Origin of the sequence: Pedobacter frigoris (assembly GCF_032678645.1) — a bacterium.
Taxonomy (GTDB): Bacteria; Bacteroidota; Bacteroidia; order Sphingobacteriales; family Sphingobacteriaceae; genus Pedobacter; species Pedobacter frigoris_A.
On sequence record NZ_JAVTSP010000007.1, the window covers coordinates 34,552 to 47,797 of the forward strand.

9 protein-coding genes are annotated in these 13,246 nt (G+C 39.5%); 8 read left to right on the forward strand and 1 reads right to left on the reverse strand.

Going from position 1 to position 13,246, the window contains the following annotated elements; translation table 11 throughout:
- Positions 1 to 97 precede the first annotated feature (97 nt).
- A complete protein-coding gene (locus tag R2Q78_RS18880; protein ID WP_316794110.1) occupies positions 98 to 931 on the reverse strand; it encodes a murein L,D-transpeptidase family protein in 834 nt (277 codons plus the stop codon).
- Between the two features lie 297 nt (positions 932 to 1,228).
- Here R2Q78_RS18880 and R2Q78_RS18885 point away from each other — a divergent pair, with 297 nt between their 5' ends.
- The 8 genes from R2Q78_RS18885 to R2Q78_RS18920 all read left to right on the forward strand — a co-directional run bounded on the left by R2Q78_RS18885 (position 1,229) and on the right by R2Q78_RS18920 (position 13,244).
- On the forward strand, positions 1,229 to 1,825 hold the full coding sequence (locus R2Q78_RS18885; protein WP_316794111.1) for an RNA polymerase sigma factor: 597 nt from the start codon (positions 1,229 to 1,231) through the stop codon (positions 1,823 to 1,825).
- A gap of 62 nt (positions 1,826 to 1,887) precedes the next feature.
- Positions 1,888 to 3,075: a FecR family protein gene (locus R2Q78_RS18890; RefSeq protein ID WP_316794112.1), complete on the forward strand. Its 1,188-nt coding sequence runs from the start codon at positions 1,888 to 1,890 to the stop codon at positions 3,073 to 3,075.
- A 257-nt stretch (positions 3,076 to 3,332) separates the two neighbouring features.
- The gene (locus tag R2Q78_RS18895; protein WP_316794113.1) at positions 3,333 to 6,632 is read left to right on the forward strand and encodes a SusC/RagA family TonB-linked outer membrane protein; all 3,300 of its coding nucleotides are present in this window, start codon (positions 3,333 to 3,335) and stop codon (positions 6,630 to 6,632) included.
- 12 nt (positions 6,633 to 6,644) lie between these two features.
- Positions 6,645 to 8,060: a RagB/SusD family nutrient uptake outer membrane protein gene (locus R2Q78_RS18900; RefSeq protein ID WP_316794114.1), complete on the forward strand. Its 1,416-nt coding sequence runs from the start codon at positions 6,645 to 6,647 to the stop codon at positions 8,058 to 8,060.
- Positions 8,061 to 8,071: 11 nt separating this feature from the next.
- Positions 8,072 to 8,878, forward strand: coding sequence for a DUF4843 domain-containing protein (locus R2Q78_RS18905; RefSeq protein WP_316794115.1), 807 nt, complete (start codon positions 8,072 to 8,074; stop codon positions 8,876 to 8,878).
- A gap of 30 nt (positions 8,879 to 8,908) precedes the next feature.
- Entirely contained in the window at positions 8,909 to 10,501 is a 1,593-nt protein-coding gene (locus tag R2Q78_RS18910; RefSeq protein WP_316794116.1) for a PKD-like family lipoprotein, read from the forward strand.
- A gap of 13 nt (positions 10,502 to 10,514) precedes the next feature.
- The gene (locus R2Q78_RS18915; RefSeq protein WP_316794117.1) at positions 10,515 to 11,867 is read left to right on the forward strand and encodes a TlpA disulfide reductase family protein; all 1,353 of its coding nucleotides are present in this window, start codon (positions 10,515 to 10,517) and stop codon (positions 11,865 to 11,867) included.
- A gap of 21 nt (positions 11,868 to 11,888) precedes the next feature.
- Positions 11,889 to 13,244: a TlpA disulfide reductase family protein gene (locus R2Q78_RS18920; RefSeq protein ID WP_316794118.1), complete on the forward strand. Its 1,356-nt coding sequence runs from the start codon at positions 11,889 to 11,891 to the stop codon at positions 13,242 to 13,244.
- The last annotated feature ends 2 nt before the right edge of the window (positions 13,245 to 13,246 follow it).

Consider the following 13,246-nt stretch of genomic DNA (forward strand, 5'->3'; position numbering starts at 1 on the left):
AAAGGCCAAAGCATGTAAAGCTGATGACTATATTGAAAAAACATTTGATATCGACCACATGATAGAAGTGGTTAGAATTAAGCTGAGCTTTGAGAAATTACTTTTGTATTTCGATAACTGTTCCAGAATTTACAATCTCGAAAAGGCGGTCAATGTCATCGTTTTGCAGGGCGATGCAGCCAGCAGTCCAGTCTTTTGAGTTGACTCTCGCATTTGTGGTACCATGAATCAGAATGCTATAACCCGGTTTTAGTCCTTTCTTTTTCGCTATTGCTTTGTCTGTTTCATTAGGATATGAAATCCAGAAACTCTTGTGAAATTTATCTCTTCTAACGCGTTTTTCTTCAACGTCATAGATGCCTTCCGGGGTTCTTCCGTCTCCATCAGTTTCTTTATTGCCCACCGGATTAAAACCGAGATCAATGTCAAATGATACAACAGGCTGGTTTTTTCTGCTTATGATCATTTTACGCTTCGACTTAAGTACCAGGATATGATCTGCCATTGAAAGCGTGTGAGCGATGTTGTCCAGTTTGACTATCCATTCTTGTTCTGTGTCAGGAGTTCTGTATGCCGCGGCTCTGTCCCTTCTGGCAGCCACATCATCGTTGTTTGCCATAGAATCATTGGCTTCTTTGGTCAGCCGGTGTAATCGCCAGGTACCACGGTCCTGGAAAATCATTGCTTCATGATTAAAAACAGGAACGATGTATTGACGAAAGGTCAGGGGATTTCCTTTGCTGTCTTTTACGATAATACTGGTGTCCATTCCTTTGGGAAGATGCTTGAACAATGAATCATTCCATTGTATACCAACAATTTTTACTGGAGCTTTGTACCTGTTAAACTTTGGAGTCCATTGCCAGAAGCAAAAGCCGATTATTGACGACCATAACAATAATAGGCCGGAGGTTTTGAGTGAGATACGCATAACTGAAGATACAGTTATAAGTCAAAGATTCCAAATGCAGCGGGCTTATAATCGTTGTGTTTTATTATCTCTGCTTACCTGAAAAAAAACAGGTCATAAAGTTTTTGTAAGGAGATAACCGAAAGTATGTTCTAATCCCTTTTAGCAATAAAAACTAATATTTATTTTCGTTGTAGTTGGATTTTCTGGAATAACTTATATAATCTTGCTGAATATTTGTAACTTTAAGCTAAGGGGGAATAATGATAGTGTTCTTAAAGACAAGAAAAAAAACAGACACTACTGCAAAAATTAATCATGGTCGCTTACAGCGTATATTCTGAGCAGGAATTGATCTTTCTTCTTAAAAAGAAAGACGAACTGGCATTTACGGAAATTTACCGACGGTATTGGCACATGCTTTATCTCCATGCTTTTAAGATTCTTGCTGAGCAGGATGAGGCCAAAGATATGGTGCAGGACCTCTTTTTTGCCTTCTGGGAGAAATCAGCGGAACTGGATGTAAAGACCAATCTAAAGGGTTATTTATATCGGGGAATGAGAAACAGGGTGCTGAATGCTGTGCGCAGAAATAAGACCAATAGTAATTTCATGGACCTGATTGCTGCCGAAATGGATGAATTGGACAATAAAACCATTGAAACGATTGATGAGCGCCAGCTCATGGCATTGATTGATGCAGAAGTAGCGCAATTGTCTCCTAAATCCAGGGAAATTTTTGAAATGAGCCGTAAGGAGTTTCTGAACAATAAAGAAATTGCTGAAAGACTAGGTATGACAGAGGAAGCGGTAAAGAAACAAATCCAGCGCTCTGTAAAGCTGCTTAAACTTAAGCTCAGCGATTATGCGGGTCTTTCCGTATTGCTGATTTCGATACTGGAACAAAAAAAATAAAAAAAATCATTTCGTATGTCCCCTTGCTATACTGACAAGTGTCTTGTATTTAGAGGATAATTATGGAAAATTCTAAAACAAGGTCGGAACGTCTAGTAGATCGTTATTTATCAGGGGAAGCTACTCCTGAAGAAAGTAACGAAGTCGAGATGCTATATATAAAAGCGGTAGAAAAAAAAGAACAGCCTGTTTTTTCTGAGACTGATGGTGAAGAGATGAACCGAATTGGAAAAGAAAGCTGGTCACAGTTGATTTCCGGAATCAGAGAACATAAGGTTAAGCGCATTGTATTATGGCCACGCATAGCGGCTGCGGTTGCGGCAGCGGTGCTTGTGGTAACAGGTGTTTGGTTTTTTAATAGCGATAAGATCCTTCGCGATACTCTGGATGACAAAAGCATGGTGATGAATGATATTGCGCCAGGTAAGAACGGAGCGACGATCACATTGGCGAATGGTAAAGTAATTCAGTTGAGTGGTGCGAAGAGTGGGGTAGTGATAGGGCATGAGCAGCTTGCTTATAATGACGGAGAGATTCTTCGCTCTGCTCTGAATGACACAAAAGAAGATGACAAAGGAGAGGAGAGTGGAGTGGAGCTTACAGCAGAAACTACCAAAGGACAGACTTATATCTTCACTTTGCCAGATGGTACCAGGGTATGGCTAAACGCCGCCAGTAGACTGCAGATTTCCCCCAAATTTTCTGGATCGAACACCAGAACGGTTAAACTGAGCGGCGAAGCCTACTTTGAAGTAACGAAAGACAAAAAGCGACCATTTATCGTAGAAAGCAGGGGCCAGCAGGTAGAAGTATTGGGTACACATTTCAATATAAATGCTTATGCAGATGAAGCTGCGGTAAGAACAACCTTGCTGGAAGGAAGCGTTAAAGTGACGTCCGATTATGAAAAGAACGGAAAGAATGCAGAAGTGACGATCAGTCCGGGAGAGCAGGCCGTGCAGACAGAAAAAGGTATCGCTGTTGTTGAAAAAGACGTAGAACAGGTGATCGACTGGAAGAACGGTGACTTTATATTTCAACGGGAGAGCCTGAAGCAACTCATGAGCAGAATAGCCAGATGGTATGACGCCGAAGTAGTTTATGATCAGGGTGTAAATAAGACATTGACTTTTAGCGGTCAGATGTCGAGATCCAAAGATATCTCTGAAATTCTCAAAAGTTTAGCATCAACAGGAGATATCAAATTTGAAGTGAAGGGATCTAGAATAAGAGTAATGAATAAGGACTAAACCAAAATTAACCATAGAAACTAACCAAGAACCAACTAATGAGAGAAAGAACCTGAATTTTTTTGCGAGTATAGCTTAAAAAAAATAAGCCAGGAGTGGTGGAACACTCCCGGCCAATTATTAATTCAAATCACGGGAATGCCAAACTATCGACTAAAATACCTGGCAATCACGTCTTAAACTAAACCAAATGTATGAATTTTTACTTTAAAAGACTGTATAAGCTTCGGGCCTGTACAGCTAAAATTTTGCTGGTAATGAAGCTAATTATTGTGTTATTAACAGTTGCAGTTTTGCAGGTCAGTGCAACGACCTATGGACAGGTCGTGACGTTGAAGCAGAAGAATGCGAAATTGGCGAACATATTTAAAGAAATCCGTAAACAAACGGGTTATGACTTTATTTATCGCGACGTTATTTTGGAGGATGCCGGGCTGGTCAATCTAAATCTTGAAAATGTTTCTATAAAAGAGGCATTGAATAAAGCTTTTGAAAATCAGCCTTTTGTATACGAGATAGAAATGAAAACTATCGTTGTAAGGGCAAAACCTTTTGAGACCAATTACGCATCAGCAACCCAGCAACGTGTAGTTACCGGTATTGTAACTGATGAAAATGGCGAACCATTAATTGGTGTGGCGATCAGAAGCAAGAAACTAAATCTGGTAGTAAGAACGGATTTGAAGGGAAAGTATTCCATTATCCTGAATGACAATGCAGATGAGCTTATCTTTTCTTATATCGGATTTGAATCAAAAACATTGCCTGTTGGGGATAAAACTGTCTTAAATGTTGTACTTAAACCTGCTGTTAGTAAACTTGATGACGTGGTAATTACCGGTACAGGTATAAATCGGAGCAAAGAAAGTTTTACAGGGGCCACGGCTACTTTCTCAGGTGCCGAACTGAAACAGGTAGGTAACAATAACATTATCGCCAGCTTAAAATCATTAGATCCGGCGTTTTTAGTTCTCGATAATGAATTAAAAGGATCTAACCCCAATGTATTGCCTACACTGGAGCTTCGTGGTAAAACAACAACTTCTGAGCTTTCTTTAAAAGATCAATTTGGAACAGATCCTAACCAGCCTTTGTTTGTCTTAGATGGTTTTGAAACCAACTTGCAAACTATTATTGACCTGGATATGAACCGCGTCGCATCTGTAGTGATTCTTAAAGATGCGGCCTCAACAGCCCTATACGGATCAAAAGCGGCAAATGGTGTAATTGTTATAGAAACTGTTAAACCTATACCTGGAAAACTGCGTTTTACGTATAACAACGATATGAGGTTTGAAGGCCCGGATTTGTCTGTTTATAACATGATGAATGCTGCGGAAAAACTGGAGTTTGAAAGACTTTCAGGAAGATATACGGCATTGGATGCTGTAGGACAAATCCCCTTAGACTCTATATACAATGTGCATTTGATAGATGTAGCCCGCGGTGTAGATACCTATTGGTTGTCAGAACCCGTTCGTAATATCGTATCTGTAAACCATTCTGTGAATGCAAGCGGGGGTGATGAGGCTTTTCAATACAGTGTGAGTTTTAATTACAAAACGAACCCAGGAGTAATGAAAGGATCAGCCCGTAATTCATGGGGCAGTAATGTTAACCTTATTTATAGAAAAGGCAAGGTTAATATTAACAACTCATTTTCTGTAGACGGTAATAAAAGTAATGAATCACCTTACGGAGGCTTTCAGTCTTATGTAAATGCGAATCCTTATTACGAGAAACAAAGTACACAACCTGATCTGGACCGTTCGAGGACTTTTGTAATTGGTAATCCTTACATAACCACAGGTATCTCAATTGCAAATCCACTCTACAATGCTTCATTGCCATTTAAAAATGAAAATGAAGGGATGAGAATCAATAATAATTTGAGTGTACGTTATGATATTTCTTCAAAACTCAGATTAAACGGTGGATTTTCTATAGCTAAAGGCGTAGGCGAAACGGATGTATTCACATCGCCTGATCATACCTCTTTTTCTTCGTTGGTACCGATGCTGAGGGGTAAGTACTCCAATTCAAAATCCAATAGCTTTTCATACAGTACCAATGCTTTAATTTCTTATGGAAATGTATTTGCAAAGAATCATTCCGTTACCGCCAATATCAGAGGCCAGTTGAGCCATAATTATTCCAGATCAGAATCTTTTATAGCTCAGGGATTTCCTACCAATGTTGAGCCTGCTTTAAGATTTGCCTATGGTTATGAACTCAATGGTTTACCTACCGCTAATACTTCCGCGCACCGTAATGTAAATGGTACAGGATCAGTTAACTATGCCTATGCTTCACGTTATTTGTTTGATGCTTCTTACCGCATAGACGGATCAACAAGTTTTGGAAGGAATAATCCATGGTCTCCGTATTGGTCAACAGGCATTGGCTGGAACGTTCAGAACGAAGGTTTTATGAAAAATAACCTGAAATTCATCAACCGTTTGAAACTTTTTTCAAACATTGGTGTAACGGGAAATCAGGTAATGGGTGCCCCGGTGTCGACAAGTATTTATCAATATCTAAAAAACTATAACCAGGCCGGTTTGGGTATATCACTTCAATCTCTTGGTAATCCTGATTTGCTGCCATCGAGAACAACTCAGATTAGTAGCGGTATTGCTTTAGCTTTATTTGATAGCCGTTTAACCGCTTCTGTTACTTATTATACCAAAAATACGGATAATCAGATTGTCGCTTTTGATTATCCAACTTCTACCGGTATTTCAAGTTATAATTTCAATGTGGGTCATTTATATACTAAAGGCGGAGAGTTTAACCTGACTTATGCGGTAATTAATAACCGTAGTAATCGTTTTGTTTGGAGAGTTGGAATTATGGGCGCCAGAACGGACAGTAAATACGGCGGGTTCGGAGATGCTTTGGAGAAGCTTGATAAACAACAGATCAGCGCAAAAGCCTTAACGCGCTTCAGAAATGGTTCTAGTCCTAATGATATGTTCACCGCGGTATCTTTAGGTATTGACCCGGCTACCGGCCGTGAAGTATACTTAAAAGAAAACGGGGAACATACACTTGATTATACAGAAGCCTATCAGCCTAAAGTTGGCAGTGCCAAGCCGTTTTTGGAAGGTGTGATTTCAAATAATATCAACTATAAAAACGTATCGTTGTCATTTATGATGCGTTATAGGGCTAAATCAGATGTTTTCAATGCTGCGCTGTTGAATAAAGTAGAAAATATTGATTACAATGATATTGTTAATAACCAGGATAAAAGGGCTTTATATGATCGTTGGAAAAAGCCAGGAGACATTTCTCAATTCAGAAGTATTTCATTGACCGCGGAAACGCCAATGTCATCCCGTTTTCTTCAGGAAGAAAACACACTTTCTATTGAGTCAATTAATCTGAATTATGTATTCCAAAATTCTAAATGGATGAAGGCTGTTGGTTTGCAGAATTTAAATCTTTCAGCTTATGCCAACGATATTGCACGTTTTTCGACGGTTAAACGCGAGCGCGGAACAGACTATCCGTTTGCACGTTCAATTTCATTTAGTTTAAGAACTTCATTCTAAAATACAAAGACAATGAGAAAAATATACAAATATTTAATCGCTGCTACCTTCGCTGCAACTTCGCTTTCGTCATGTACAAAATTTTTGGATTTGAAGCCGGAAGACAGGCTGCTGGAAGAACAGGTTTTTAGTTCGGCAGCTAATACTGCTGCGTATTTAAATGGTATTTACGTAAAATTGGGTACCGCACAATTATATGGTGAAAACCTTACATTGACCATTCCCGACATTCTGGCCCAACAATATAACATGACCTATGGTGCGACACTAAGTTCGTATTATACCTATTCGCAATATCAGTATACTTCCGGCCAGGTAGCCAATAAAACTGCAGAAATTTGGACAAATGCTTACAATGCGATATTTAATGCCAATAGGTTGATTTCAGGAATGGATAAGAATCCGGGCGTGCTGACTTCTCAGACGAGCACTACCTTTCGGGGCGAAGCTATTGCTATGCGTGCAATGTTGCACTTTGATCTGCTGCGCTTATTCGGTCCTATGTATAATTCGCCTGATTCTGTTCTGAAAAGCATCCCTTATAATACTTCTGCTGAAATTACGGTAAATCCTTTCTTGCCGGCAAATGAAGTGATGAGTCTTATCATGTCTGATTTAAGTAAGGCTGAAAGTCTGCTTTCAAATGATAAAACAATGACTTTTGGCAAAAAATATAAATTTAATTATTATACGGTAAAGGCGCTGCAAGCAAGGGTGAATTTGTACAGAGGCAATAAAGAAGCGGCCTTAGCCTGCGCAAAAGTTCTTATTGACAATTCTGCTCTGTTTCCATGGGTAGATAAGTTTTTCCTGAACGAAAAGGGAAATCCGGATAGGATTTTCTCAACAGAAATGATCCTGGGGATTTATAATGATAACCTGTCCAGTACGTCTAATGGTTACCTGAAGCTTTTCAGTGGTGGCCTGGCCGATAACGCTATCCTGGCCCCAAAGGATGAACGCCTGACTGCCTTGTATGCAGATGCAAGTGCCGACTGGAGATATTCATCGCAGTTTTGGGATGTACCCGGAAGTAAAATCTATAGAACATTTTTAAAGTACGCTGATGTGGAGGACAGGACCAAGCCTTTCAGAAATACAATTCCGTTGTTAAAACTTAGCGAAATGTATTATATCGCTGCGGAATGTGAGAGTGATCCGAATATAGCCAGCGGTTATTTGAATAAGGTTAGGAATCAAAGAGGTATAGATATCACTACTAATTCTGTACCTGCTACGGAAGCTGAAATACGGAAAGAGTACAAAAAGGAATTTCTGGGAGAAGGTCAGTTATTCTATTATTATAAGCGAACCAACACAGCGGTCATACCAAATGGCAGTAAAGTATCTGATACAGATGCGCCAATTACAATGGGGCCTGCGCAATATGTTATCCCGATTCCAAATGTTGAAATTGAAAATCGTTAAGCAAGAAAAACATGAAAAAATTCATATTTAAAATCACTTTATTATTTGCGACAGTTTCACTCCTATCCTGTGAAAAGGGACTGATGACTTATGACAATAAAAACTCTGATGTTTATTTTTTTGACGCAGGGAAATCAACCCTCCCAAATTTTGATGAATCTTATGTCTCATTTCAGTATGTTAACAAGCCCGACACTACGGTAAATATCATTGTAGCAACATCCGGGCTTGCTGTGGATCATGACAGAGAATATAAACTGGTGTTAGGGCATTTATCTCAGGAAGAGTTGTTGTATGATCACGATGGTAACGCAACTACACCGGCTATTCCGATGTTAGAAGCTATTGAGGGTAAGCATTTTGAAAAACTGCCTGAAAAATTTGTGATCAAAAAAGGGGTTTACAGGGATACCATTAAAGTAAAGCTGTTCCGTTCCCCTGATATCATCACCAATCGTCTTGCTTTAGCCCTTGAATTGCAGGCCAATCAGAATTTTGGCAATGGTCTTAAATCCCGTATTGTAGGCGGTAAACCCATTAGTACGGTCAGGGCTAAAATTTTATTTGATGACAAAGACTCAAAGCCTAAATACTGGTTAGATGCCGCGTTTAGTACATATTCCCGTGAAAAGCTGTTTTTCATCTGTGATTTGTTTGGTATTTCGCCAAGGTATTTTGAAACAGCTCAGGACATAGGAGAGATAAATGGCTATGGTAAGTTTGCTCAGCGTCGTTTAAATGAATTGGCGGCAGCAGGTACTCCGGTTTACGAGAAAAATGGGACTACCCGTATGGTAATGGGACCTAATGCACAGTAATTGTTAATTTTCTAATCAATGATGAATGTTATGCTAAAAAGATATATTTATGCCTGCTTACTAGCGGCTGCCACCTTATTCACCACTTCGTGTAGCAAAAAGGATTTGGGGAATTATGATTACCACGAAATCAATAAGGTTAATTTTCCAGATTTGAACGGAACTATTTCTGCGGATATGCTCAGCCAGTTAAAAATCACACCTAAAGTTGATTTTACGCTGGATCCTGACGTAAAAAACCCGGACCGTTATAAATACGAATGGTCTTATCTGACCAATGACCCTTCTCCTAAAAAAACTATACTGGCCATCACAAAAGACCTGGATTATTTTGTAACCCTTGGTCCGGGTAATTATGCTACCACTTATAAAATTACCGATAAAGAAACAGGAGTGGAATTTATAAAGCGGTTTCAAATTTCGGTTAGAGTGGCAAATATGGAGGGCTGGTTGCTAATGACAGAGGTTAATGGTAGTGCCAGACTGGATATGCTCTCTAAACAAGCTGATGGTAGTATGGTGGCTGTAACAGATTTGTATGGAAATTCAAACCCTGGTATGCCATTAAAAGGGAAGCCGAAAGTGGTTTACAGTTATGAATGCGGTCCTCTTAGAGGATTTGGAATTAATTTACCCTGGGCAATTTATTTAGGGACAGACCAAAGTACCGATAGAGTGCATCATGATAATTATATATGGAAACCTGAGTATAACGTAAAAAAGGAAATGTTAAGCGGATCATCTCTTCCTGAAGATTTCCATGTTGATCTGATCAAACGCGTATATGGCAGTACGCTACCTGGTAGTACCTGCTATATGATATCGTCAACCGGAGATTTATACATGACCGCTACTAACCCCGCTACTAAGTACGGTCTGGAACTTAACGTAGATGCGACTGGAAAATACAAAGTAGCCCCGTTCATCGGAGCCTACGAAAATTCAGTTCCGGCACCGAATGCAACATCAACCAGCTGGTTTTATGACATTACCAATAAGCGGTTCTTAAAACAAACTGGCCCCAGTGTGCCAATCGTAGCAGTTCCCAACCCACCTGTCGGGAATGCGGCTAAACCTTTCTTGTTTCCTTTTGTGAATACGGGTATGGACCTGTTGTACATGAACGGGGTAAACAAAAGGGAAGTGGTTGCCGTATTGAGAGACCCGGTATCGCTTAAGTGTTATTGGGCCCGTTGGGAAACCGGCACCGAAAAACAGCTGGCTTATCAGGAAATTGTATCGACGGATTTCGATAAGGCAGAAAACCTTACCGTGAGTAATTTTTCGAAGTATCTTTTTTATAATGTGGGTGGTAAAGTTTATTTATATAATCCAGCTGCATCTTTAGCTACAGCTTCAAGCAGAGAGGTATTCGATTATGGTGCTTCTAAAGTCAGTGCAATGAAATTCCAGATTTATTACTCGAATTTCCAAAAATACCCTGAGTCAGAAACAGATAGGTTATTGATTTGTAGCTATGATCCGGCACTTCCGGAAGGCAAGAATGGAATGCTGGAGAAATTTGATATCCAAATTGCCGGAGCAGGACTGACTAAGGTGGCTAACTATACATTTTCAGGTTTTGGTAAGGTACAGAGCTTCACCTATAGAGAAAGAAAATAGAATTTAGAATTTTATGAAAAAATTGATTTTATATGCCGCATTAATTTGCGGACTGGGCAGCTCATTGCCTGTTTTAGCCAAAGAAGGTAATAAAACAACAGTAAGTGGAGAGATGACGGTGCAACAGGGAAATGCTTCCCTTTTTATCCAGGATTTTGCGATGATCCAGAAAGGGAGGACTAGTTTTGTAAAAGGAAGTTTTAGTATGGAAACTACTCTGGAAAAGCCTTCATTTTGCATTTTGACGACAAGTGATCCGGAAGTAAAGGGATTTAACTTATACCTCAAGCCAGGTGACGACATATTGGTCACCGTAAAAAATAAGGAAGTAGTGTTGAGTGGGAAAGGTAGTAAACTGAACCAGTTTTACCTGGACCTTTCAAGAAAATATGACTATAAAAATAATCAATACACCACCAGAGAGGTCTATGAAAACAGGGTAAAGGCTATTAGTGCCTCTGTAATCGAGGAAGTAAAAAGTGCAAAAGCTACTTTATTGGGGTATACACAAGGAGAGTATTTGGATGTTGTATTCGGGCCTTACATGGAGTTGAAGGTATCCGGGACAACAGATGCGATCAATAAAGCCAAGTTTGACAATCTGAACATTCAGCTGTTTGCGGAAATTACGCAGTATTACAATTGGTTCAAAACTATAAATGAGATCAAGTATGCTAAAATGGAAGCCGGCAAACTTAAGGTGCGCAATTCAAATACCTGGATAGCCGATTTTGCAAAGACCGTGGAAAATCAAAAATTAAAAGAGGATTATATCGTCAGGTTATTAGATCATTCATTTCTGGAAGGAGATGTATTTAAACTAAAGGGCCTGGTTAAGGAAGCCCTGCCATTGTTGAAGGATCCTGCTAATATTGAAAAAGTAAATGCAATCCTAACCAGGGTTGATAAACACACTCAGTTTAATGGTGCTTTGCCGGGAAGCGATTTCAGTGCCTATACTTTTCAGAAACCAGATGGTTCTACAGTAAAAATAGGAGATTATAAGGGCAAATATATTTTCATAGACATATGGAGTACCTGGTGTCATCCCTGCGTTGCAGAGATGCCTTTTCTAAAGGAACTTGAACATCAGATGGAAGGGAAAGACGTTGTTTTCCTGTCTCTGAATGGAGATATTAAAGCGGCCGACTGGAAAAACTTTATGAACAAAAGAAACCTGACGGGAGAACAGCTCTGGATGACGGGAGGCTTATCGGCAAATCCATTCTTTAACCAGATTGGTAAAACCGGAATTCCCCGTTTTCTTGTCATCGATAAAGAAGGTAAAATGCTGAATGCCAAATGCTGTCTGCGCCCTTCAAATCCTGTATTAAAAGTTTACCTGGACGAACTACTAAGCAAATAACTAAACGCAAAAATTACACAAATGAAAAAACTACTAATACTCGCGGCCCTGCTGCTGACAAAAGTTTCTTTTGCCCAGATGAGTGAGATCCGTGGGGTGATAAAAAATGGCACCCAAAAGGATATCTATCTTTATAGTATTGTAGATGGGAAGCCCGAATTATTAGCCGGCACCAAACTGGGTGAAGATGGTTCATTCGGCTTTTTATTTACCCCTATTGATGAAGGCTTTTTTACAGTAGGCTATGAAAAAATAGAAAAAGGTTCTCTTTTTCCGGTTTACATGAAAAAAGGCGATAAAGCCGAAATCGCAATCGATAAAAGAAGGATGATGTTTGTTGGAAAACAAACTCCTGAAAATACCGTTCTTTCGGCATGGACCAATCTGACCCAGGAACTGAAGATTAAATCTATATACTTTATGGAGCCACCTTTAAGTACTTATGAAGATTTTTTTCCAGAGTTGACGAGAGTAGCGGCCCTGACCGATGATTTCAGAAAAACGATTAAAACTAAGAATGAGAATTTTAACCGTTTGATGACTGCGATAACCTATTTCGATCTGGATCTATATGCGATGAACCACATAAGGACACCAAGAAAGGCTTTTGCAAAGAAAGAGGAATATGTACCTTATTATAACAACATTACTGTCGAAAATAAATTAAAAAACGATGATGTGTTATCCTACTTATTTGGTGAGAAATTGCTACATCTGTATGCAGGTTATGTAGGAGATACAAGGAATACGAATATTGTTGATAAATTGAAACTCTTCTCCACCGACAGGCAAAAAGGTGTATATATATTATTCAGGCAGACACCTTTTGTCCAATCTTATCCTCAATATGAAAATCTCATTAAAAATTTTGGCCAATACTTTACATCTCCAAGCCTGAAGCAACGGGTAGATGATCTGGGTGCCAGGTTATACATCACTACAGCCGGGGGCAATGCAGTTGATTTTAGTTTTCCTGACCAGAATGGTAAAGTAGTTTCTTTAAGTGATTTTAAGGGTAAAGTAGTCGTGATGGACATCTGGGCAACCTGGTGTGCCCCTTGTAAGGCGGAAATACCTCACCTGAAAAAGTTAGAGCAAGAACTACATGGCAAAGACGTGGTTTTTGTAAGTATTTCAACGGATGAGCAAAAAGACAAAGATAAATGGTTGAAAATGGTAAAGGACATGAACCTCACAGGCGTACAGCTGTACGCAGGTGGATTCGCGAATAAGGTAACTGATTTCTATAAAATTGCGACCATTCCCCGTTTTATTGTGATTGACCGTGAAGGGAAATTAATAAACCCGAATTCTCCGCGTCCGTCTGATCCGAAGTTAAAAGCATTGCTTGAAAAAGAACTGGCAAAAGCTAAATAAAT